At 39.9% G+C, this 23,752-nt stretch carries 29 protein-coding genes; all 29 read left to right on the forward strand.

Translation table 11 applies throughout. The features are described 5' to 3' along the window. Positions 1-4 precede the first annotated feature (4 nt). From fliF to NHH15_RS08930, 29 genes are read left to right on the forward strand one after another with little or no spacing between them, the layout of a single operon-like run. A complete protein-coding gene (gene fliF / locus NHH15_RS08790; RefSeq protein ID WP_262066289.1) occupies positions 5-1,597 on the forward strand; it encodes a flagellar basal-body MS-ring/collar protein FliF in 1,593 nt (530 codons plus the stop codon). Then, the gene (gene fliG, locus NHH15_RS08795) at positions 1,575-2,600 is read left to right on the forward strand and encodes a flagellar motor switch protein FliG (protein WP_262066290.1); all 1,026 of its coding nucleotides are present in this window, start codon (positions 1,575-1,577) and stop codon (positions 2,598-2,600) included. The genes fliF and fliG overlap by 23 nt, the downstream gene beginning before the upstream one ends. Then, positions 2,584-3,288 (forward strand): FliH/SctL family protein, encoded by a 705-nt coding sequence (locus NHH15_RS08800; RefSeq protein ID WP_262066291.1) that lies wholly within the window; start codon positions 2,584-2,586, stop codon positions 3,286-3,288. The genes fliG and NHH15_RS08800 overlap by 17 nt, the downstream gene beginning before the upstream one ends. Before the next feature lie 13 nt (positions 3,289-3,301). Then, complete coding sequence (gene fliI, locus NHH15_RS08805; RefSeq protein WP_262066292.1) at positions 3,302-4,603, forward strand: flagellar protein export ATPase FliI; 1,302 nt, start codon at positions 3,302-3,304, stop codon at positions 4,601-4,603. A 10-nt stretch (positions 4,604-4,613) separates the two neighbouring features. Beyond that, on the forward strand, positions 4,614-5,063 hold the full coding sequence (fliJ, locus tag NHH15_RS08810) for a flagellar export protein FliJ (RefSeq protein WP_262066293.1): 450 nt from the start codon (positions 4,614-4,616) through the stop codon (positions 5,061-5,063). 45 nt (positions 5,064-5,108) lie between these two features. Next, positions 5,109-6,092 carry a flagellar hook-length control protein FliK gene (locus NHH15_RS08815; RefSeq protein WP_262066294.1) on the forward strand — a complete coding sequence of 328 codons (984 nt, stop codon included), beginning with the start codon at positions 5,109-5,111 and terminating at the stop codon, positions 6,090-6,092. Positions 6,093-6,109: 17 nt separating this feature from the next. Further along, on the forward strand, positions 6,110-6,658 hold the full coding sequence (locus tag NHH15_RS08820; protein ID WP_262066295.1) for a flagellar hook capping FlgD N-terminal domain-containing protein: 549 nt from the start codon (positions 6,110-6,112) through the stop codon (positions 6,656-6,658). Between the two features lie 21 nt (positions 6,659-6,679). Then, a complete protein-coding gene (locus tag NHH15_RS08825; protein WP_262066296.1) occupies positions 6,680-7,552 on the forward strand; it encodes a flagellar hook-basal body protein in 873 nt (290 codons plus the stop codon). Between the two features lie 11 nt (positions 7,553-7,563). Further along, on the forward strand, positions 7,564-7,770 hold the full coding sequence (locus NHH15_RS08830) for a flagellar FlbD family protein (RefSeq protein WP_262066297.1): 207 nt from the start codon (positions 7,564-7,566) through the stop codon (positions 7,768-7,770). A 2-nt stretch (positions 7,771-7,772) separates the two neighbouring features. After that, the gene (locus NHH15_RS08835) at positions 7,773-8,612 is read left to right on the forward strand and encodes a motility protein A (RefSeq protein ID WP_262066298.1); all 840 of its coding nucleotides are present in this window, start codon (positions 7,773-7,775) and stop codon (positions 8,610-8,612) included. Continuing rightward, on the forward strand, positions 8,609-9,367 hold the full coding sequence (locus NHH15_RS08840; RefSeq protein WP_262066299.1) for an OmpA/MotB family protein: 759 nt from the start codon (positions 8,609-8,611) through the stop codon (positions 9,365-9,367). Before NHH15_RS08835 ends, NHH15_RS08840 begins: the two co-directional genes overlap by 4 nt. 6 nt (positions 9,368-9,373) lie before the next feature. Next, positions 9,374-10,387, forward strand: coding sequence for a flagellar motor switch protein FliM (locus NHH15_RS08845; RefSeq protein WP_262066300.1), 1,014 nt, complete (start codon positions 9,374-9,376; stop codon positions 10,385-10,387). Beyond that, entirely contained in the window at positions 10,380-10,742 is a 363-nt protein-coding gene (locus NHH15_RS08850; RefSeq protein WP_262066301.1) for a response regulator, read from the forward strand. The genes NHH15_RS08845 and NHH15_RS08850 overlap by 8 nt, the downstream gene beginning before the upstream one ends. A gap of 12 nt (positions 10,743-10,754) precedes the next feature. After that, positions 10,755-11,186 carry a flagellar basal body rod protein FlgC gene (gene flgC / locus NHH15_RS08855; protein WP_262066302.1) on the forward strand — a complete coding sequence of 144 codons (432 nt, stop codon included), beginning with the start codon at positions 10,755-10,757 and terminating at the stop codon, positions 11,184-11,186. A 16-nt stretch (positions 11,187-11,202) separates the two neighbouring features. Further along, a complete protein-coding gene (gene fliY, locus NHH15_RS08860) occupies positions 11,203-12,300 on the forward strand; it encodes a flagellar motor switch phosphatase FliY (RefSeq protein ID WP_262066303.1) in 1,098 nt (365 codons plus the stop codon). An 11-nt stretch (positions 12,301-12,311) separates the two neighbouring features. After that, the gene (gene fliO / locus NHH15_RS08865) at positions 12,312-12,650 is read left to right on the forward strand and encodes a flagellar biosynthetic protein FliO (RefSeq protein ID WP_262066304.1); all 339 of its coding nucleotides are present in this window, start codon (positions 12,312-12,314) and stop codon (positions 12,648-12,650) included. Between the two features lie 4 nt (positions 12,651-12,654). Beyond that, a complete protein-coding gene (fliP, locus tag NHH15_RS08870) occupies positions 12,655-13,320 on the forward strand; it encodes a flagellar type III secretion system pore protein FliP (RefSeq protein WP_262066305.1) in 666 nt (221 codons plus the stop codon). 16 nt (positions 13,321-13,336) lie between these two features. Continuing rightward, positions 13,337-13,600 carry a flagellar biosynthetic protein FliQ gene (locus tag NHH15_RS08875; protein WP_316044071.1) on the forward strand — a complete coding sequence of 88 codons (264 nt, stop codon included), beginning with the start codon at positions 13,337-13,339 and terminating at the stop codon, positions 13,598-13,600. Positions 13,601-13,608: 8 nt separating this feature from the next. Continuing rightward, a complete protein-coding gene (gene fliR, locus NHH15_RS08880; RefSeq protein WP_262066306.1) occupies positions 13,609-14,355 on the forward strand; it encodes a flagellar biosynthetic protein FliR in 747 nt (248 codons plus the stop codon). Between the two features lie 16 nt (positions 14,356-14,371). After that, positions 14,372-15,433, forward strand: a complete 1,062-nt coding sequence (flhB, locus tag NHH15_RS08885; protein ID WP_262066307.1) for a flagellar biosynthesis protein FlhB — start codon at positions 14,372-14,374, stop codon at positions 15,431-15,433. A 3-nt stretch (positions 15,434-15,436) separates the two neighbouring features. After that, complete coding sequence (gene flhA, locus NHH15_RS08890; RefSeq protein WP_262066308.1) at positions 15,437-17,497, forward strand: flagellar biosynthesis protein FlhA; 2,061 nt, start codon at positions 15,437-15,439, stop codon at positions 17,495-17,497. Between the two features lie 15 nt (positions 17,498-17,512). After that, positions 17,513-18,301: a sigma-70 family RNA polymerase sigma factor gene (locus NHH15_RS08895; protein ID WP_262066309.1), complete on the forward strand. Its 789-nt coding sequence runs from the start codon at positions 17,513-17,515 to the stop codon at positions 18,299-18,301. Next, positions 18,282-19,031: a flagellar hook-basal body protein gene (locus NHH15_RS08900; RefSeq protein WP_262066310.1), complete on the forward strand. Its 750-nt coding sequence runs from the start codon at positions 18,282-18,284 to the stop codon at positions 19,029-19,031. The genes NHH15_RS08895 and NHH15_RS08900 overlap by 20 nt, the downstream gene beginning before the upstream one ends. A 22-nt stretch (positions 19,032-19,053) precedes the next feature. Continuing rightward, complete coding sequence (locus tag NHH15_RS08905) at positions 19,054-19,764, forward strand: flagellar hook-basal body protein (RefSeq protein WP_262066311.1); 711 nt, start codon at positions 19,054-19,056, stop codon at positions 19,762-19,764. A gap of 4 nt (positions 19,765-19,768) precedes the next feature. Further along, positions 19,769-20,377, forward strand: a complete 609-nt coding sequence (locus NHH15_RS08910; RefSeq protein WP_262066312.1) for a chemotaxis protein CheC — start codon at positions 19,769-19,771, stop codon at positions 20,375-20,377. After that, on the forward strand, positions 20,370-20,852 hold the full coding sequence (locus NHH15_RS08915) for a chemotaxis protein CheD (RefSeq protein ID WP_262066313.1): 483 nt from the start codon (positions 20,370-20,372) through the stop codon (positions 20,850-20,852). Before NHH15_RS08910 ends, NHH15_RS08915 begins: the two co-directional genes overlap by 8 nt. A gap of 12 nt (positions 20,853-20,864) precedes the next feature. Then, positions 20,865-21,812, forward strand: coding sequence for a chemotaxis protein (locus NHH15_RS08920; RefSeq protein WP_262066314.1), 948 nt, complete (start codon positions 20,865-20,867; stop codon positions 21,810-21,812). Beyond that, a complete protein-coding gene (locus NHH15_RS08925; RefSeq protein WP_262066315.1) occupies positions 21,772-22,971 on the forward strand; it encodes an EAL and HDOD domain-containing protein in 1,200 nt (399 codons plus the stop codon). The genes NHH15_RS08920 and NHH15_RS08925 overlap by 41 nt, the downstream gene beginning before the upstream one ends. 12 nt (positions 22,972-22,983) lie before the next feature. Continuing rightward, entirely contained in the window at positions 22,984-23,751 is a 768-nt protein-coding gene (locus tag NHH15_RS08930) for a ParA family protein (RefSeq protein WP_262066316.1), read from the forward strand. Position 23,752 lies beyond the last annotated feature (1 nt).

The raw sequence follows: 23,752 nt of genomic DNA on the forward strand, positions 1-23,752 counted from the left end.
AGACATGGATAAAGTGAAGCAATATAAAGATAAAATTGACCAGCTTCTAAAAAAATATAATCGTAAGACAAAAATCACTTTTGTGATAGGGGTTCTTGGCATTCTAGCAGCGGCAATTATTGCGGCAACCCTCTTAAACCGTACAAGTTATACCGTTTTGTACACAGACATTACCCAGGATGAAGCGAATGAAATTATCGGAAAACTCGGGGAAATTGGTGTGGGTTATCGTTACGATAATAATGGAACGATTCGTGTGGATAAAGGAAAAGCAGATCAAGCAAGAGCAGATTTAGCAGCAGAGGGCTATCCAAAGAATGGGTTTTCTTATGATATTTTCACAGAAAATGCTGGGGGAATGACAACGGATTCCGAGAAGCAGACTTATAAACTGTATGAATTACAGAATCGTATCGGAGCAACCATTCGCTTGTTTGATGGAGTAAAGGATGCAAAGGTAACAATTGCATTATCAGAAGAAAAGAAATATGTCCTAAGCGAAGAAGATGAGGAAGAAAACTCATCGGCTTCTGTAGTGGTAACGATGAAAGACAGTGGAGCACCTTCCGACAAACAAGCATCTGCCATGCAACGTCTGGTAGCAAAGAGTGTACCTGGAATGCAGATGGAAAATGTGGCGGTTTTTGATGGAAACGGTATTGAAGTTACGACAAACAGTGGCAGTGGAGGCACATCAGGAAATGCGGCAGAGGAAATCGCTCGTTTGATAGAGTCCCAATTAACACAGAAAGTCTTAAATGTCTTAGGTCCCTTTTACGGAAGTGAGAACATACGAGTCTCGGCAAGAGGAAAGGTGGATATGGAAAAGGTGATTCGTGAATCTACAACCTATGAAACACCAGAAAAAATCAACCAGGATGATAAGACAGGGATTGTTGCCAGTGAGAGCACGACAAAAGATACCAGTAGTGCAGGCGGGACTGCTCAAGGCGTAACAGGCACCGAAGCGAATGCTGATCAAAGCGAATACAATGCGAACACAACCACAGAAGGAACCGGTACATCCTTAAGTGAAAGTGCAACCAGAGATTATCTAGTCAATCAAATCAAAGAACAAGGAGAGATTGATCCCGGTGTATTAAAGGATATGACAGTTTCTATTGCAATAAATAGCGAGAGCTTAAATGATTTAAACATGAATCAGCTGAGAGATTTGGTTGGGAATGCAACAGGAATCACAACGGAGGAGCGGCAAAGCAAAATCACCATTGTCAGTGCCCCCTTCTATCAGGAAGAGAAGAAGGAGACGGTTAATACTGTGAAGCTGGTAGAGCAGTTAAAAGCCAAATGGCCAATCTTCGGGATTGCAGGTGGTGGTCTGCTCTTACTGATAATAATCTTAATCATTATTAGGAAAATCAGGAAAAAGAAGCATCCGATAGATGAGGAATTTGAAAAATTTGTTATGCCGGAGACGGCAGTGAACCCAGATCTTCTGAATATGAAAAATGAAAAGAGCAGAGAATTGCGTGAGAATGTGAGAGGATTCGTGGACGAGAATCCGGAAATATCTGCCCAGATGATTAAGAATTGGTTAAACGGAGGAACACAAGATGGAGGCAACGCATCAGAGTAAAAAGGACAATTTGAAAATAGGTCAAAAGGCAGCAGCTGTGATTGCGGCATTGGGGGCAGAAAAAGCCTCTAAAGTATACAAGTATTTAAGCGAAGATGAGGTAGAGAAGCTGACACTGGAAGTTGCCAGACTGGGTCATGTGGAAGCGGAACAAACAGAAACGATTTTGGATGATTTTTACAAAACTTGTTTGACCCAGAAAGTTGTTACCGACGGAGGAATGGAATATGCCCGTGCAGTCTTAGAGAAAGCCTATGGGGAATCGGTTGCTCAAGAGCTGCTGAAAAAAGTTGGAAAGCATATGAAAGGCCGTTCCTTTGACTTTATCGGCAAGGGAGACACAAAAAACCTCATATCATTCTTACAACACGAGAGGCCTCAAACCATTGCCTTGGTACTGTCTTATGTGGAATCCAATCAAGCGGCAGAATTAATCAGCAACCTGGATGATGAAAAACGGTTGAAAGTGGTAGAGAGTATTGCCCGTATGGAGAGTGCATCACCGGAAGTGATTAAACTGGTAGAAAGTGAGCTGGCAAAGAAATTTGACAGCGTCTTAACAACAGACTTCACAAGAATAGGCGGTGTGGATTATATTGCAGGCGTCATGAATCATATGGATAGAAGCAGTGAAAAAGCTATTTTTGATGCCATGGCATCGAATGATCCAGAATTGGCAGACAACATCCGCAAGAAAATGTTTGTCTTCGAAGATGTCCTTGGTATGGATGACCGTTCTGTTCAGAGATTCATAAGAGAATGTGATATGAAGGATGTGGTTTATGCTTTGAAGAATGCCAGTGGTCAGATGCTGGAACTATTCTTTTCAAATATGTCAGCAAGAATGGCAGAGACCATTCAATCCGATTTGGAAGTAACCGTCAATGTACGTTTAAAAGATGTCGAAGAAGCACAACAGCGTATTGTTGCAATTATTCGTAAACTGGATGAAGAAGGCGAGCTAATCCTTGGTAAAGGTGGTAAAGATGATATCATCGCATAAAAAAGTTGAAGAAATTGATTTAAATATCCTTTTTCCCAGTTTTTCTACAGAGTCTGAAGAGAAAGAGAACCGGGAAGAAATTTATGAAGGAAGTGCTGAATTACTGCCAGGTATGGATGAAATTGATGAGATTGAGAGCCAGGCCGAAAGCATTTATGAGGAAGCAAGAGAGCGAGGATATAAAGAGGGTTTTGAAGAGGGATATAACGAAGGCTTTCAAAATGCTGCAAAACAAGTTGCAGCAGAGGCAGAGGCAGCAAAATTTCAGATGCTAAAAGAAATTGAAAGCACTTTAAAAGACCTAGAGCATAAAAAGGAGCAATTCCAGGAGCAGCATATGGAAGACTTGAAAAACATTGCCATTGCCATCGGCGAAAAGATTATTCAAACGAGCCTGCAAGCAAGTGATGATGTAATTAGAAGATTGATATTGACAGCAATTGCCAGAATGAAAAAAACAGCCTGGGCTAAAATTTATGTTGGAGGCGGAGGGCAGGAACTAAGCATTGAGGGAGATGAGAAGTTCTTAAAAGAGCTGGCAACACTGTCAGACAATGTCAAAGTCATTATTATCGATGAGGAAGAGTTGGGGTCTTGCTTTATCGAGACTCCGGAGGAGATTGTAGATGCCGGAGTACAGACACAAATGGGGAATATTAAAGATATAGTCGAGAATGCCAGGGTATAAGAGGAGAGCTGTTATGTTACAACATATTCCGGAAATGATTAAAAATTCCAGGACAATGAATTATATTGGCAGAGTAGAAAATATCATCGGAATGACGATTGAAGCGTCTGGTGGAAGCGCCAATATTGGTGATATTGTAATGATTCAAAATGATGAACAAAAGAAAGAAATACCTGCAGAAGTAGTTGGGGTTCGAGATGATCGTTTACAGCTGATGGTTTATGAAAGTATGCAGGGAATCGGTTCGGGCTGCTATGTAACCAATACGAAAAAACGGTTGAAAATACCAGTGGGAGAGTTTTTGAGAGGACGGGTAATCGATGCTTTAGGCAATCCAATCGATGGAAAAGGAGCTTTTGTATCCGAACAATATTATTATGTGGAAAATACCATGACCAATCCATTAAGCAGACCTCCGATTCAAGAAGAATTAGGATTTGGAGTCAAAGCAATTGATGGGTTAAATACCATTGGAAAGGGACAAAGAATTGGAATTTTTGCAGGAAGTGGTGTGGGAAAAAGTACTCTGCTTGGCATGATCGCAAGAAATGTAGAAACAGACATCAATGTAATTGCATTGGTAGGAGAACGAGGCCGGGAAGTGCGAGAGTTTATTGAAAAGGATCTGGGACCTGAGGGAATGAAACGTTCCATATTGGTTATTGCAACCTCAGATCAGCCGGCCATGATGAGAATGAAGTGTCCTATGGTCGCAACCACTATTGCAGAATACTTTAGGGATCAAGGGAAAAATGTTCTTCTGATGATGGACTCTCTTACCAGATTTGCCATGGCACACAGGGAAATTGGCCTGGCAACGGGAGAGCCGCCTATTGCCAGAGGATATACACCATCTATATATGCAGAGTTCCCAAAGCTATTAGAGCGAAGTGGAAACTTTGAAAAGGGCTCCATAACTGGAGTATATACAGTCTTAGTAGAGGGAGATGATACAAATGAACCAGTAGCAGATACGGTTCGCGGTATTTTAGATGGTCACATCGTTCTTACAAGAAAACTTGCAAACAGAGGACACTTTCCGGCGATTGACATTAGTTCCAGTATATCTCGTCTTATGAGTTCTATTATTGGACCTGAGCATAAAGAAGCAGCAGCCAAACTTCGGGATATCATTAGTCTTTATGAACAAAATGAAGATTTAATCTCCATTGGTGCATATAAAGCTGGATCGAATCCGAAGTTAGATGATGCAATTGAGAAGATTAATGCTGTTACAAGTCTTGTGAAACAGCAAATAGAAGAACGTTTTTCCAGTAAAGAAACTGTGGAGATGATGAAGAAAATTGTTGGATGAGGAGTAAAAGATGAAAAAATTCACCTTTGCATTGGATAAGGTATTACGTTACAAGAGGCAAATAGAGAGAAACTTGCGGAATGAGCACGCCTATATTGTACAGGAGATCAATCAGCAGGAAAAAGTAATTGAGGACTTAGAAAAAGAGTATGACAAGCTTGCCCATGAATTTGAAGAAATCAAGCAAGTGGGAGCAACAGTAAAAAGCCTTCGGGTGTATGAAGATTATTTTAATACACTGAGGCAGAGCATAATTATGGAAGAACAACTACTGCATTTATTGCGACAAAAAGAAGCACAAAAGCGGAAAGAGGTTATTACTGCGAAACAGGAAACTTCATCTATTGACATACTGAAAGATAAACGTAAGGAAGAGTATACAAAAGAGTTAAGAAAGAATGAAGAGCGGGAATTAGAAGAATTTGTTGCGAGCACGATGCATCAAGCCAAAGGGGCGTAATTCACCAAAACAATAAATAAATTTGGGGGAAAGGAGGAGAGAAGGATGAATCAAATCGTTACTTTATTTGCGGAAATGATGCCAAAGTCAGCCAACACAGCCTTTAAAAAGACAGAAAATAGTGAACTGATAATCAATTTTGGAGAGCTGCTGAAAAAGCAGGAAGAAGAGATACCACATCTTGTGCTGGCAGATAATCCATTAATGGTTTTACAGAGGATTGAGGATCAGTCAAACACTTGGGGAATGACAGATAATAAAAGTACATCGGTGCAAGAAATCACTACAGGAGAGATACCTGTATCAGAGAAATTACCATCAGATATATCCATACCTGATGCTGTACAAGGGGATATACAAATAGCAGCTGAAACCACTTCGAATCAAAGCATATCTGAGCAGCCAGTATCTCAAAAACCAAAGCAAGAACAATGGGTACCGGATACGTCGGTATCAGAAAAGCCTTTCCCAGAAAAATCTCAATTAGAACCAGAGATACCTGTGAAGGAAGAAAAGTCAGAAAGCACCCATGAGCTGCTGGAGCAGAACACAAATTTGGTACAAGGAAATCACACCGGTGAAATACAAAAACCGAAACAGATAAAAGGTATTTCCTTACCGGAACCAGTAGCTGTAGAGGATCTGCCAGAGGTGGTTGTGAAAGGCATCCAGCAAGGGAAAAATAACTTTGAAATCAAGTTGAATCCTGTTCATCTAGGTGAAATTACGATTCAGGTTACACAAGAAGAAAAGGGGCAAGCAATTATATCCCTAGTCTGTAAGGAACCAGAAACACTACAAGTATTGACAAATAATTCAAAAGAGTTGGCAGGGTTAATTGAAACCAAACTTGGAACACCATGCCAAATCGTAAATGAATCACCAAAATCAGACTATCTGGAGCAACAAGGTGAGCATTCAAAGGAAGACCAAAACCAACAGCAGAGCAAAAGGCAGAACCAATCAAAGACAAGAGACCAGGTAGGAGAAGAAGATTTTCTTCATCAATTACGTTTGGGGTTAATTTAGACAAAGGAGGAAGAAAGATGCCAGATATTACAGGCGTTAGTGGATTCACCAACTATGCTGCTCAAGCAACAACTTTGAGCGGAGGAGGCGGTGGCGGTGCATTATCTGTAGCAGGTACCGGCACTGGTGGCGGGTTAAGCATTAATGACTTTTATAAATTGCTTGCAGCTCAGATGCAGTATCAAGATGCTGATAATCCAATGGATACCAGCCAGATGATGGCACAAATGGTACAGACACAGATGATTTCTGCGATTTCTCAAATGTCGCAAATCAATACTATTACCTACGCGAATTCTCTTGTAGGAAAAGATGTAGTCATGGCAGAAGTAGATGAGACCACGGGGCAGTTTACCGGAGAGCATACAAAAGGAAAAATCGAAGGCCTGATTATGGGAGATAGTCCAATTATATTTGTCAATGGTGAAGCATATACATTAGCGCAAATAATGACAATTGGAGAAGTACCAGAAGAGTTCCTGGATCCGGAAAAAGATCCAGAAGGGGAAAACCCAGGAGAGCCTGGAGAACCAGGGGAACCAGAGATACCAGAAGAAACAATTTAAAAAAAGAGGGAGAAAAAAATTATGGTTAAATCAATGTACGCGGCAATTGCCGGACTTCGAACGCATCAATCAAAAATGGATGTTATCAGTAATAACATTGCAAATGTAAATACTTGGGGATATAAATCAAGATCTGCAAACTTCCAGGATGCTATGTATCAAAACCTTGTCAATTCAACAGGAGGTAATACAGCAAATGGAGGAAGCGGTGGGGTCAATGCTTCTCAGGTAGGTTATGGAGTAAATATGGGATCCATTTCAACAAACTTTGCAACAGGAAGCTGGGGCTATACCGGAAGAAGTCTTGACTGCATGATTAATGGAACAGGATTCTTTATTGTAGGACCAATGAAAGAAGGGGATATTTCAGCTGATGATATCAGTGACAGTGGTCTTTCTCTTTCGAAGGTGGGAATTTTCTCCGTTGATAACAATGGCTATCTGGTAGATGGAGACGGGAACTATGTATATGGGTTTGCTCCAGACGGTGAAGGATATGATACCTCGAAGCTGGAACCGATTAAAGTGCCGGGAGATCCCAGTGAGATTGCAACATATACCATCAAAAAAGATGGAACAGTAAGCTGCGTAACCACAGAAGATGAAACTATTACAATTGGTCAGATTGCAGTTGCTTCTGTATCCAACCCAAATGGACTTAGCCAAAGCAGTGGTTATCTCTATGAAATCGGAGAAAATGCTGGTTCAGTAGCAGGTATTCCTACGACTGCAGCAACAGGAGACATCCTAAGCAATTATCTGGAAATGTCCAATGTGGATTTATCAACAGACATGGCAAATATGATTACAACCCAGAGAGGATATCAAGCCAACACAAAAATTATCACCGTAACAGATGAGATGTTAGAGCAGCTTGTAAACATGAAACGTTAAAAGGAGATATTGTGATTGAGTTGACAAAAATAAACGGTGAAGTAATTCTCATAAATTCCCTTCAAATCGAGTTTATAGAATTAATACCGGAATCGAAGATTATTATGATGAATGGAAAATATCACATTGTTGTAGAAGATAAGGATGAAATCATGAAACGAGTGATTCGTTTTCATCAGGCATCACATGAAAAAAGTCAGTATGGAGAGGAGGCGTAGAAATGGATTTAACAACTATAATTGGGGTTTTAGGCGGAATGGCTTTTATCATTAACGGAATTGTAGGAAGTGGTAAACTTGATAATTTTGTCGATATACCCAGTGTGGTAATTGTTGTTGGTGGAACAATATGCGCTGTAATTGCAAGTTTCCCTTTCAGTATGCTGAAAAATGTAGGTGCTCATATGAAGAAGTTGATTTCAAACAAGGCATACAAGGTGGAACCGGTAATTAACGATTTGGTTGAGTTTGCTCAGATTGCCAGGAAAAATGGCTTATTGGCTTTGGAAGAGAAAGCCAATAAGCTAAAAGATCCATTTTTTAAGCAAGGTATTATGTTGGTGGTAGATGCCACTGAGCCAGATAAGGCAAGGGAGATGCTGGAAATGGAGCTGGATGCAATGGTTGCCAGGCATGAAGAAGAAATCGCTATTTATGATAAAGCAGCATCATATGCTCCGGCATTTGGTATGATTGGAACCTTGATAGGATTGATTAATATGCTTATGAGCATGGATTTGTCACAAGGGTCATCAAGCTCCCTGGGACAAAATATGGCAGTAGCAATGATTACAACCTTTTATGGATGTATGTTAGCAAACTTGATTTTTTCACCAATTGCAAAAAAGCTACGTATTCGCAATGAAGAAGAAGTGCTCTACAAGCAAATTATTATTGAAGGAGTAATCGATATTCAAGCCGGTGTGAATCCTAAAAACATAAAAGAAAAAATGGTATCACTACTACAGCAGAAGCGGCAGAGAGTGCTTCTGGAAGGAAAAGGAAGTAAGGGTAAAGGAAAAGGGAATGCAAAAGAAATGAAAGCAGGTAGTCCTTCATGAAAAAACGTGAAAAAAAGCAAGAAGAAAGTGGAAGCTGGATGGATACCTATGGGGATATGGTGACTTTGCTACTGTGCTTTTTTGTACTGCTTTATTCTATTTCCAGTGTGGATCAGGTAAAGTGGGAAAATTTAGTAAAAAGTATGAACCCGGAAGCGGCAGAGGCTTCGCAAATTGTGACAAAGGAAGGAACCGTTGATGGGACAGAGAATGTGCCTGGTGTCAATGGAACAGAAATAGACTCACAGTTTGATGAATTGTATGACAACCTGTTGGAAATCAAGGAGAACATGGGAGACAGCAGTGCCATTCAGGTGGCAAAGGGAGATGGATATCAATTTATTACCTTTAAAGACAGTGTTTTTTTTGATGGAGACAGTTACATCTTAAGAGATGAGGGACGCAATGTGTTGGAAGCTTTTGCGTCAGCAATTTCTCCGGCAGCCGCTGCAATTAAGGAAATTCAGGTATTAGGACATACTACTCAGGTAGATCCCAGCCTGCCAAACGAAACGGTAAACGATCGATTGCTTTCTGCAAATCGGTCTGCAATGGTCGTCTCTTATATTCAGGATAAAAATATTATTGGACCTGAGAAGTTGGTCAGCATAGGTTATGGACAGCACCGGCCGATTTCGGGGTTTGGAACAGAAGAAGAACGAACTCTAAACAGACGAGTCGAGATGTTGATTACGAAGACGGGTTCTGTGGAAAAGAGTTTGAACGAATACTATGAACAAGTATATCAGGAGTAAAAATTAATGGCTGAAGTATTAACCCAAAGTCAGATTGACGCACTGTTAAGTGAGATGGAGAATCCGGATACAAATCAACCGGAGAAAAAAACTGAAAACGAAAAACCGGAGTACAAGAAATATGATTTTTACAGTCCGAAGAAGTTCACCAAAGAACGTCTAAAGATGATTAATAATATTTATGATAATTACACCCGGATTGCATCTTCAAGAATCAATAGCATCTTACGCGCCAATTGTGAGATGGAGGTTATTTCAGTGGAGGAACAGCGTTACCATGAATTTAGTAATGCACTCAGTGAAAATGACATTATTGTATTGCAGCCCCTGCATCTTTCGGATAAGGCAAAGGCACCTCCAATGGTAGCTCATATTAGCTCAGGACTGATGTTGGGGATGATGGATCGCCTTTTAGGGGGAAGTGAAAGCGACGAGTATGTCAGTGCTGATTACTCGTATACAGAAATTGAATTGGTTCTCTACAAGAAGATGATGGGCTATCTTCTCGGTGTGACAGAAGATGCATGGAGCAGTTACTTAAAAGTAACCTGTAAGGATTTAAAGTTTGAATCAAATCCTGGTATGTTTCAAGAGGTCAGTGGGGAGGCTCCGGTAGCAATTATACTGATTAATGTGAGGATGAATAAGGTAGAAGGCAGAATTACGGTGTGTATACCGGGGAATTTGCTGGAACGTATATTTACATATATAGATAAGCAGCGAAATACAGGAACGTATGAAGATGGTCTTCCAGGAGGAAGAGAGCAGATTCTGGAACAAATCAAGGATAGCTCTCTAACAGTGAAAGCAGAATTGGGAAAAGCACAGCTAACTCTTGGGGATATACGGAATCTATGCATTGGGGATGTAATTGATTTACGTAAAAACAAAGACGAAGAGATTACCTTATACGTAGAAGAGCAGCCCTGGTTTGAATGTGCATTAGGGGCATATAAGAAATACGCTGCAGCAAAAGTGACAAATAAGATAACGAAGAAAGAGGTAAAGGCAAATGGCTAAGATTATGGTAGTAGATGATGCGGCATTTATGCGCATGATGGTGAAAGACACACTAACAAAGGGAGGATACACAGAGATTTGTGAGGCCGGTGACGGAGCAGAAGCAGTACAGATGTATCAAGATGAACGACCGGCACTTGTTTTAATGGATATCACTATGCCTAACATGGACGGGTTAGAGGCCTTAAAAGCAATCAAGGGAATAGATGGGGCTGCAAATATCGTAATGTGTTCGGCAATGGGACAGGAATCGATGGTAATAGATGCCATTAAATCTGGGGCAAAGGACTTTATTGTAAAGCCTTTTAAGCCCGATAGAATTTTGGATACTGTGGAGAAAATTGTGGGAAAATAGAGGGGGAGTAAAATGTCATTTTTAAGTTCACTTAATATTAGCGCATCTGGTATGACGGCACAACGCTTGCGGCTGGATGTAGTTTCAGAAAACATAGCCAATATTGAAACCACACGAACAGAGGTGGGAACACCTTATCGTCGCAAACTGATTAAACTGGAAGCAAAAGATGATTTTCGAACTGCTATGGAAAGAGCGGAATCAGCAGGAAATACTGGCGGTGTTCGGGCCACTCAGATTTTGGAAGACGAGACAGATTTAAAGTCTGTGTATAATCCGACCCATCCAGATGCCAATGAAGAAGGGTATGTGATGATGCCAAATGTAGATCTTGTACAGGAAACAGCAGATGCGATGGCTGCTACAAGAGCGTATGAAGCGAACGTTACTGCGTTTAATACTGTGAAAGCAATGGCACAAAAGGCACTAGAAATTGGAAAATAGAAAGTAGGAATGGAAGATGGACAATAATATATTAAGCACCATGGAAAGAGATGTCATCGGTGAAATTTTGAATATCAGCTTAGGTGCTTCTGCAACGGCGATTTCCAAAATGCTTGATCGGCGTATCGAAATTACAATTCCTTCTGTGAATTTGGTGAAAAAAACGGAATTGGCATTTGCTCATCTAAATCCAGCAATCGGTGTTGGGATTGCATACGTTGAGGGGTTAGAAGGCAGCAATGTGATGTTTCTGAAACAGGATGATGTGCGAATGATTGTATCCTTGTTAATGGGGACAGAGATTTCACCGAAAGATTTTGTGTTGGATGAAATGACGATCAGCGCTATCTGTGAAGTTATGAACCAAATGATGGGAGCATCTGCGACAGCTCTGTCTGAACTGTTGGAGCGTCCGGTTAATATCTCTACACCGGAGCCTTTTGCAGAGGATGAAGAAGCAGTATATAAAGAGAAGTACTTGAAAAATCAAGAGGACTTGGTAGTAGTAAACTTTGACTTGCATGTAGAAAATGAATTGAAGAGTGAGTTTGTCAATATTATTCCCCTTGAAATGGCCAAAGAATTAGTGGCAGGGTTCCTAAAAGATATGGCACCAAAAGAGCCGGCTCCAATTGAGCCAGAGTCTCAAGCACCAGAACCCCAAGCTCCAGAGTCTCAAGCACCAGAAGTAAAAGAGAGTGCTGCTGGGGAACAAGGGGCAGTGATGGAATCCATTCAAGAGATGATGAAAATGATGCAGGCACAAATGAATCAGCGTGACCCCAAAATGATACAGGCGGAGATGGCACCAAGACCCAATCTAAATGCTGGAAACGAGATGATTACACCCGAAGAGCAGGAAGAGAATATGGGACTGATTATGGGCGTGCCAATGGAGGTGTCAGTAGAAATAGGGCGTACCAGAAAGCTGGTAAAAGACATCTTAGATTTAAATAAAGGGTCATTAGTGGTGCTGGATAAGCTAACGGGTGAGCCGGTTGACTTATATGTGAATGGACAGTGTGTTGCAAGAGGCGATGTGGTGGTTGTAGAAGATAATTTTGGTGTACGAATTACAGAGATTCTGACAAAAGAGCTTGTCGCGGCAGAGTAAAGGAGAAAAAGATGTTTAAGGAGATGATTACAGCTATCGGAACACTTTTGATCATCTGTGTTTTTTTATATATGGTATATTTTCTTACCCGGCATTTGGGGAAAATCGGAAAAGTAAGAGGAAATGCTAAGTATATGAAAATCTTGGACCAAATGTCAATTGGCCAAGACCGATCCTTGATGATTGTTCAGATCAATAGTGAGTATTTACTTTTAGGAGCTACAGGACAAGAAATCAAGGTATTAGAAAAATTAGAGGAAGTCGAGAGGGTTAATGAGGGAGAAGATAGTAATCCTGAATTACCGGATTTTAAGCAACTGATGGAAAAGCTAACAAAGAGAAAGAAGTAGATTTATGGAAAGTAGTTCACTTATTAATATCAATGGAAACCAAATACCTTCTTTAGAAATACTTGTAACATTAACAATTGTTACAATGCTGCCTTCAATTGTCATTATGACGACTTCATTTGTTCGTATTATCATCATCTTATCATTTACAAGAAATGCTTTAGGAGTACAGCAGACACCACCGAATATGGTTCTGGTGGGAATCGCACTTTTTTTAACACTCTTTATTATGAGTCCGGTGATTAAAGTGGTGGACGAAAATGCGTATCAGCCATATAAAAGTGGCTTAATTACACAAGAAGAAGCCCTTCATAGAGCGGAAGAACCTTTGAAAGAGTTTATGCTGAAACAAACAGAGAAGAGTAGTCTTAAGATGTTTGCAGACATTGCCGGAGTAGATACAAAAAAAGTGGAAGCGAAAGATATGGAATTAACAGTGGTGATACCTTCTTTTATGACCAGTGAGTTAAAAAGAGGATTTATGGCAGGCCTGCTGTTGTTTTTACCCTTTTTGCTGATTGACATTATTGTATCTAGTACATTGATGTCAATGGGGATGATTATGCTTCCGCCAGCAACAATTGCTCTTCCCTTTAAAATATTGTTATTTGTAACATTGAATGGTTGGGAACTCCTGTTTTCAACAATTGTGAAGAGTTTTAATTATTGACGTGGAGGTGAGAAGAATGCTGACAACAGGAGAAATTATGGACTTGTTATATCGACTGTTTCTTATGGCAGTTAAGATTGGCGGTCCGATTATCATAATAAGTATGGTGGTCGGTGTTGTGATTTCGATTGTTCAGGCTGCAACGCAGATTAATGAGCAGACTTTGACCTTCGTTCCGAAGTTGATTGTAATAGGAGTCATGTTAATTGTAATGGGAAATAGCATGCTAAAGAGCCTGCAGGAATTTACTCTCTATGTATTTGGTATGATAGCTGGTTAGGAGGTAACATGCTGTTTAGTCTAGTCTTGATGCGTATGTCGGGATTTATATTTTTAAATCCGGTTTTAGGGAGGAAGGATATCCCAGCCTATTTTAAGGGAGCATTTGCCTTTGTTTTAGCCTACTGTCTTTATCCAACGGTTACAGGGGAGGTACCAGAGGTAAGCGGTGGAATTGTCTATGGAATATTACTTTTGAAAGAGTTTGCTGTTGGATTTGTTCTTGGATTCGTGATGCAGCTTTTTGAAATGGTTGTTACTTATGGAGGAGCAATCATAGACTTTCAAATGGGATTGTCTATGTCCACTGTTTATGACAGTCAAAATGGTACACAAATTGCTTTAACAGGTAATATTTTGCAAATCTATTATTATTTACTTTTTTTTGCAGTGGATGGCCATTTAATGTTAATCAAAATCATAAGTGATTCATCAAGAGTTGTGCCTTATGGAAGTATTAGCATTGGGGAAGAGGCAGCTCAAGCAATTCTAATGATCTTTATCCAATGTATTGTTTTGGCAGTAAAGCTTGCACTTCCGATTATTGTATTTGAATTTTTGATGGAAATTGGGGTTGGTATTCTGATGCGTATTGTTCCACAGATTAATGTTTTTGTTATTAGCATGCAGCTTCGAATTGCAATGGGAATCCTGATTTTGCTCTTTATGATTTCACCGATTGGAAACTATTTAAATGGAGTAATTGATGATATGCTTCGCGGGCTAAATGATGTGCTTGGAATGTTAGCGGCATAAAAAGGAGTGATGATTTATGGCAGCAGAAAATAAAACAGAAAAAGCCACTCCGAAAAAAAGGAAGGATGAACGGAAAGAAGGAAACATCTTTATGAGTAAGGATGTTGTCAGCGTGGTCTTTATTTTTGGATCCTTTTATGCATTACGAATACTCTTTCCTTACACCTATGAGAATCTGAGCCACATTACAAAGAGATTCATCTATTTATCAGGAACGATGACGGATTTAAATCAAGATAATATTGGAAGTCTTGGGCAAGAGTTTTTGACTGCTGCAGCCCAGGGGATTCTGCCTATCAGCTTCGTCTGTTTGGCCATTGGTGTTCTTGCATATGGGGTACAGACAAGATTTATCTTTGTGGGAAAGAGTTTAAAGCCAAAGTTTTCCAAGCTGAATCCTGTGGAAGGCATTAAAAAAATGTTTGCCTTGAAAAATGCAGTGGAATTGTTGAAAAGCTTGATTAAGACAGTGATCTTAGTAGCCATTCTTTATTCCATATTAAAGGATAGTGCAATCAACGTAGTTCGCACGATGGATATGTCAATACAAGACGGAGTGAAATATATGTTTTCTATCATGATGAGCATGATTTTCAGAGTCTGTATATTTTTTGCGGCAGTTGCATTTTTGGATTATCTGTTTCAGCGATGGGATTATGAACGAAAAATCATGATGACCAAGCAGGAAATAAAGGAAGAGCATAAGCAGGCTGAAGGAAACCCAGAGGTAAAGGGAAAAATTAAAGAGACACAACGCCAAAGAGCACGAATGCGAATGATGCAGGCAGTTCCAGATGCAGACGTTATTATAAGGAATCCGACGCATTTTGCAGTAGCATTAAAATATGATCAGGACAAAAACAGAGCCCCAATCGTTCTGGCAAAAGGAAAAAATGAACTGGCTTTTCGAATCATTGAAGTGGCTCAAGAAAATGGAGTCACCTGTGTGGAAAATAAACCATTGGCACGAGGCTTGTATGCTGAAGCAGAATTAAACCAGGAAATACCAATGGCCTACTATGGAGCGGTAGCAGAAGTTCTCGTATATGTATTGAAGTTAAATAAGAAGTTGAGGTAAAACATGAAAAGATTAGCGAACAACGCTGTGGCAGTATTTGTAATCATTGCTGTCTTGCTATTGATTATACCTTTGTCGCCCTTTTTTCTGGACGTCATGATTATTATAAATATTACAATATCGATGGTCGTTCTTCTCGTTAGTATGAACATTAAGGAGCCTTTGGAATTTTCCATTTTTCCATCCCTGCTCTTGATTACCACACTGTTCCGCATTGGGATTAACATATCATCAACGAAGAACATTTTATCGAATCAAGGCCAGGCAGGTGCAGTGATTAAGTCTTTTGGTGATTTTATTCTTCAGGGAAATGTTATTGTAGGTTTTGTCGTTTTCATTATTATTGTTTTGGTACAATTTATCGTTATTACAAAAGGTGCAGAACGTGTTGCAGAGGTTGCAGCCAGATTTACATTGGATGCGATGCCAGGAAAACAAATGGCAATCGATGCAGATTTAAGCGCGGGACTAATTAATGAGGAGGAAGCCAGAGCACGGCGTATTAAAATTCAAAGAGAAGCCGATTTCTATGGAGCTATGGATGGTGCAACCAAAATTGTTAAGGGCGATGCAGTAATGTCGATTATTATTACAGCCGTTAACTTAATTGGTGGATCGATTATCGGTTTGCTGCAGTCAGGAATGGAAATAGGACAGGTTCTGCAGCTTTACTCAATAGCAACGGTAGGAGACGGACTGGTGTCTCAGATTCCAGCGCTGTTAATATCGACTGCAACAGGCATGATCGTTACCAGAGCAGTAGCAGAGGGAAGCTTAAACACAGATGTCACAAAGCAATTTCTGGCACAGCCCAGAGCGTTAATCATGACAGGAGGAGTGCTTCTGGTTCTCTTATTGGTACCGGGAATGCCGAAAGTCCCTTTGGCAGTTGGAGCAACAGCTCTGATTTTGTTAGGGTACCGACTGAGTAAAAAAATGGAAGAAGAGGTCATTGTTCAAGAAGCAACTTCAAATCGGGCCGTGGAACCTTCCGGGGATGTTCCAGAAGAAGAATACTTTAGAGATATTAATAATATCTATTCATTAATAGAGGTAGAGCCCATTGAAATGGAGTTTGGCTACAGCTTAATTCCTTTGGTGGATGAAACCAGCGGTGGCAAGATGATTGACCGTATTGTTATTTTCAGACGACAATACGCTCAGGAAATGGGATTTGTAATTCCATCCGTTCGGTTAAGAGATAGTGTGAATCTTAATACGAATCAATACGTCATTAAAGTACGGGGAGAGGAAGTGGCCAGAGGTGAGATTTTGGTAGATCATTACCTGGCGTTAGAACCCACAGAACCAGGAGGAGATATTGATGGAATTGAAACCTTAGAACCAGCCTATGGTATTCCAAGTAAATGGATATTGCCAGAAAACAGGGATATGGCTGAGGCCTATGGATTTACAGTAATTGACCCGTTATCTGTTATGGTAACCCATTTATCAGAAACAATTAAGCAGCATGCCTATGAGCTGTTAAATAGGAAAGAAGTAGTCAACTTATTAGAAAATACGAAGGTGCAGGCACCTGAATTGGTAGATGAGGTTATTCCGGGATTCATCTCCCATGGAAACTTCCAGAAGGTATTGGTAAGCCTTATAAAAGAGGGGATTCCAATTAAAGACATGGAAACCATTTTAGAAACCATTGCCAATGGAACTGTTCCCGGGGAGGATATTTTAAGCACAGTGGAAAAGATTCGAGGTGCATTAAAGAGAACCATTACAAGGAAATTCTGTGAGGGAGGCCAGCTTCGAGTGGTTACCTTAGACTCGGAACTAGAAAAAGAGTTGATGTCGAGTCTGGCAAAAAATGAGCAGGGAACATATTTGGCAGTAAAGCCAGATGTGATGCAGCGTCTTTTGAGTCAGTTGGGAGAAGAGGTTAAAAAATTCCAGGAGTTATCTCAGGAGTCTATTGTACTGACAAGTCAGGTTATACGAGCACATTTGTATCAGCTTTTGGAACAGTTTTATCCATCCGTACACGTTTTGGCTTTTAACGAAATTGCCGGAAATGTACAGATTCAAGCGATAGATAATATAACAATGTAAGAAAGGGGGAGTTACATGTTAGAGCTTTCAAACGAAGAAGTATTTGCACTGTATCGTCGTACCGGTAATCTGGAACTGAAACAGGATTTGACCATGCGATATCTTTATATCGTACGAAGTATTGCAATTCAGATGCGGGATGTTTATGCAGGATTTAGTCAGCTGGAAGATATTATTAATGAGGGTGTTTTGGTATTAATGGGAGCGATTGATCGATATGACGATAGCAAGAATGCGAAATTTGAAACTTATTTATCCAGACGAATAAGAGGCATGGTTATTGATTTGGCAAGAAAGCAAGATTGGGTTCCCCGCTCTGTCCGTAAAAAGCTGCGGGATATTGAGCTTGTGGGAAATGCCTTTTACAGCGAAAATGGACGGATGCCTACGACCCAGGAATTGGCAGAGCTTATGGAGATTGAGCCAGATAAATTAGTAAGTATTATGGGGAATACAAATTTATCAGCAATTCTTTCATTGGATATGATGATGGAGGAAAAAGAGGAACAACACAGCCGGACTCAGATTGTTTCAAATAATGCGTCAGAGCAGCCGGAAGAGAGTTTTCTCAAAGGAGAGATGAAAGAAATACTGAAAAGTGGAATCCTTTCCTTAAAGGAGTCTGAGCAACTTGTTATTTCACTCTACTATGAACAGGAACTTAACATGAAGCAGATTGCTGAAGTGATTGGTGTAAGTGAACCCCGTGTGTCACAAATCCATGGAAAAGCAATTGAAAAGCTACAAAAGTATATGGCAGGCACTAAGCAGGTAAGGAGGGAATATGTTTCAGGGGTTTTATAATTTAACGGCAGGAATGCTTACAAGAACCAGGAATCTAAATGTAATCAGCAACAATATGGCAAATGTATCAACGCCAGGATATAAAAGAGATCAGTTCGTTGCCACAACGTTTCAGGAAGAGATGATTTACCGTAGTGGGAATAATATTAAAACAGGTTCGGTGCCTTTGGGAACTATGAACCGTATTGTAACGGCAGATCGTAATTATGTGGATTACACAGAGGCAGGGTTTAAAGAGAGTACCAGTGCTATGGATTTCGCATTGAGTGGAGAAGGATTTTTTTGTATACAAGGAGCGAATGAGACCGTCTACACTCGAAATGGTTCTTTCTCCTTAGATGGTGCAGGATATCTTTGTCTTCAAGGAGTGGGAAGGGTACAAGGAGAAAACGGAGCTATTTATCTGGGAACCGATAAAATAAATGTGGATCGAAACGGAAATATATCAAATCAAAGTGGTCAGAACTTAGGGAAAATAAAAGTGGTTGACTTTGAGGACAAAGAAAACACCTTAATAAAGCAAGGAAATGGGGTGTTTCGTGGAACAGGGGCAGAGCAGCAGGTATCCACCTCCATTGTTCAAAATGCCTTAGAACATTCCAATGTAGAAGTCGTTTCCGAGATGTCAGAAATGATGAGTGCCCAACGTTCGTTACAAAGTAATGCCCAGGTTATGAAAATGTACGATCAGCTTATTCAAAAGGTAGTAAATGATTTAGGAGTAAATTAGAGAAATACGGAGGAAGTGATTTATGGATACATCGTTTTATACGGGCATTAGAGGTGCCAAAACCCAGCAGGAAAAAATGAATGTTATTTCAAATAATATTGCAAACGTAAATACATCAGGTTTTAAATCAAAGGATTCCGTCTTTCAGGATCTGATGTACTACAATATGCGGGATGCACAGGGCAAAAATGTTCATTTAGCAGCAGGAGCAGGGGCTCTTCAAAGTCATGTAAATACAAATTTTAGTGGTGCAGGTTTACAAGTCACCGGAAATGGGACTGATTATGCAATTGTTGGAGAAGGTTTTTTCTGTCTGCAGGAGCCAACAACAGGAGAAATAACATACACTCGGAACGGGAAATTTTCACTGTCTCAGCGAAGTGATGGATTTTATTTGGTTTCTGATTCTGGGAAACTTGTGCTGGGAAGCAACAGACAGCCGATTACCGTAAATAATGGGGAAACTTCATCTGAACCTGGGGCATTTACTTTTCAGAATACAGATGGAATGGAGAGTATTGGAAATAATGAGTTTAGAGCAATCGATAAAAATGGTGAGCCAATCTTAAGCGTAGAAGCCAAAATAGAAAAGGGCTATCTGGAACTGTCCAATGTAAATCTTGCAAAGGAAATGGCCGATACAATTGAAGCATCCAGAGCCTATTCGTATGTTTTAAAGATGGTGCAGACTGCAGATGAGGTTGAGCAGACAATTAATGGTTTAAGGGGATAAATGAATGGATATTAATGAAAAGACGTTAGATGTTATCAAAGAAGTCGGAAGCATTGGAACGTCTCATGGGGCAACGGCTGTTTCTTCTCTGTTACAGCAAGAAGTAAAAATCAGCTTGCCGGATGTATGTTTTTTGGATTTTAATGAGGCACTGCAAGCAATTGGTGATCCAGAGGAAGAAATTCTTTGTGTTCTTTCAGAACTGTCTGGTGATTTTGAAGGAATGATGCTATTTCTCATGCGTAAGGATCTAATTAATCAAATTATTGGTCCTATGTTGGGAAGAGAGATTAGTAACTATGAGGAATTGGATGACTTGTCTTTATCTGCACTGACCGAAGTTGGAAATATAGTTATTTCAGCATATATAAATGCTTTGGCTGGGTTGTCTCAAATGGATATTGGTGTTTCAGTACCTGCCATATCAAGAGAGATGTTAGGAGCAATCTTAAGTGTTCCAATGACTATGCTGGGATATGAGATGGATCAAATAATGATGGTTTCAGGAACTTTTATTATTGAGGGCACCGTTTTGGATAGTAGTTTTATTATGGTGCCAGATGCAAAATCTCTGGTGAAACTTACAAATCAATTGGTATCAAGCTATGAATGAGGAAGTGAAAGTGGGAATTGCCGATATGAAACTTCTGGAAAAGGAAGGGAGCTTGATTACCTATGCTTTAGGATCATGCATAGGAATCAGTTTTTATGATCCCCAGATAAAGCTTGCATCTCTTTTACATATTTTATTGCCGGAAGCACAAAATTTAAGCGAGACACAGGTCTATAAATTTGCAGATACCGGCATACGGAAAACCTTGAAAGAATTGCAATTGAAAGGTGGAAATAAAAGGCGGTATTTGTGTAAGCTGGCAGGTGGAGCAGAAATGTTTAAACTTTCGGGAAACAGCCCAGTTGCAAATATAGGACAGCGAAATCTGGAGAGCGTCTGTCACATTTTACGACAGGAAGGAATTTATATTGCCGCACAGGAAGTGGGTGGAAATATTGCAAGAACTATGATCCTAGAGGCAGAAACAGGAGTGGTAAGAATCAGAACCCACGGAGTAGATGAGATACTTATATAGGAGGAATGAAACATGGAAAAAGCAGAAATTTTATTAGAAACCGGAACCAATGAAATTGAAATAATGGAATTTACAATTTACGACGAATTATATGGAATTAATGTGGCAAAAGTAAGGGAAATCATGCGGGCAGATAGGGTCAAGGCAATACCTCACGCTCATCCCTCCATTGAAGGAATCTTCAAGCCCCGAGATGTACTTCTGACCGTAATTGACTTGCCTCATTATTTAACAGGAAGAGAAACCATACAGGATAATCAAGATATTTTTATGGTAACGGAGTTTAATAAAATTAACATTGCTTTTCGTGTGAATTCTGTGGTGGGTATTGAACGAATCTCATGGGAAGATATTAATAAACCGGATACAACCCTTGCAAGTGATGAAGATGGAATTGCAACTGGAATTGCGGAGATTGGAAACAAATTGGTTACCATTCTGGATTTTGAAAAGATTACCGCAGACATTGCCCCGGAAACAAGTATACAAAGTGAGAATGTGGAAATATATCATGGAGATGAGCGTCATAAACATCGCTTACTTTTAGCAGAGGATTCGGTGCTGCTTTCTAAACTAATTGTAGATTCTTTAAAAAAAGCAGGTTATACAAATCTGGTTAAGTTTAATAATGGAAAAGAAGCATATGAATTTTTGGAAGAGAGTAAAGGCAGTGGAGAAATGCCAGCGGATCTTCTGATTACAGACATTGAAATGCCTAAAATGGATGGGCACCGTTTGACGAAACTTGTGAAAGAAGATCAGTGGCTTAAAAAGCTCCCAGTCGTAATATTTTCTTCTTTGATTACACCGGAAATGGCAATTAAAGGGAGAGAAGTAGGTGCAGATGAGCAGCTTTCTAAGCCGGAAATTGGACATTTAGTAGAAGTTGTTGATGAATTACTGCAGAGGGGACAGACGGATGGAGAGATGTGTTGTACGACGGACAATAAAAGAAGCTGAGTCAGGAAGAATCTTTGGTTATGAGATAAATATTGAAGAAGGAAGTAATGAGTCAATTGATTTGATTACCGACTTTATGATGGTTAATAGTAATCGATTTATCAGCGATAAAATGACCATTATACCCTTTGAGTCAGAAGAACTTCTAAGGAATACCGTTCATTTGTTTCAGGCTGAGAAAACCATTATATGTCTTGGAAAGGATGTTCGGGTTACAGTGGCGCTAAAGGAGCTTGTGGAGGAATTAAAAAGGGAAGGATATTTTTTCTCTACCAGTGTAGATTCTTTTGGTAAAGAGCATGTTTCTCTGGCATTCTATATAGACTATATCGGTGTAGATACAAGTAAGGAAAAGGATTTGCAGCTTATCCGTGATATACACCTTTTAGGGAAAAAGTGTATTGCAGAAGGAATCGAAAGCAAAGAGCTTTACCGTGCAGCAGTAGATGCCGGCGCGGATTTTCTAGAAGGTGGATTTATTGCAAAAACCTTAGTTAAAAAAGTAGATAAATTCAAGTTTTTAAAGGGGAATTTTTTTCAATTTATGATTGAGATACTCAATGAAGAGCCTCGTATATCGGTTTTGGAGAAAATTGTAAAGCGTGATGCAGGGATGACGTATGCTCTGCTTCGAATGGCAAATTCCTGCTATTTTGCTTTGCGAAAGCGAACAGAATCCATCCAACAATCCTTAGTCATTATTGGTCTGAAAAAATTAAAGCAGTGGTCTTATATGATGAGTCTTAGACAAAACATTGATGATCCGGCATCGGAAGAGCTTTTAAAGCTTTCATTTACAAGGGCAAAGTTTGCTTCTGAGTTAGTGCATTATATGAAAGGATGTTCTGTCACGTCGGGAGATGCATATATGATAGGAATGTTTTCGACAATGGAGTATATGGTTGACGGAAATATGGAAGAGATATTAGATGGACTTCCGCTGAATGATGATGTGAAAATTGGTCTGATTGACAAGAAGGATGTCCCAGGAGATATCTATAGACTAATTATTAGCTACGAAAGGGCTTACTGGAAACAAAGCAAACAATTGGCAAAGGATCTGGGATTACCAGTCTATTTATTGGCTCAGATTTATATAAATTGTATTGAAAGCGTAAATCAAATTTGGGGAGAGCTGATGGTAGAATACAAGCGATAGGAGGTTGTAGAAGTGGCAAAAGTAATCGTATTGACAAATCAAAAAGGTGGTGTTGGGAAGACGACTTCTTCGGCTGCACTGGTTGCGGGATTGCAAAAATGTGGAAACCAGGTTCTGGCGATCGACTTGGACCCACAAGGGAACTTAGGGTTTAGTCTTGGTGTAAATATTGAAGATGGACACACAATATACGAAGTCTTAAAAGGTGAAATTGCACCGGGAGATGCGATTCGTCATACAGAAGATTATGGAGATATTATCACTTCAAATATCCTTCTTAGCGAAGCGGAATTGTTTTTAAAAGGCGAGGATCGTAAGCTGCGGTTAAAGAAAGCATTGGAAACCCTGAAGCATCGCTACGATTATATTATTATTGATACGCCACCTGCGCTTAATATTTTAACAGTTAATGCATATAGTGCAGCAGATGAACTGATTATACCAATGGCAGCAGAAATTCTAAGCCTGGTAGGCTTAGTGCAGCTCAAAGAGACAATTCAAGCCGTGAAGGAATCTATAAATCCCCGTTTACATGTATTGGGAATTCTCATGACAAAGTTTTTCAAATCAACAACTCTTTCCAAGGATGTATTGGATATGGCAAGCTCTGTTGCAGGTCAAATTGGAACGATTGTATTCGAAACAAAAATTAGAAACAGTGTAAGGGTTGCAGAGGCACCTGCACACGGGATGAGTATTTTTGACTATTCACCAACTTCAAACCCCGCCCATGATTATCGGGTGTTTGTGGCTGAGACCGTAGAAAGGATGGGAGCATAAA

The sequence above is a fragment of the Aequitasia blattaphilus genome, from assembly GCF_024721305.1.
Lineage (GTDB): Bacteria > Bacillota > Clostridia > Lachnospirales > Lachnospiraceae > Aequitasia > Aequitasia blattaphila.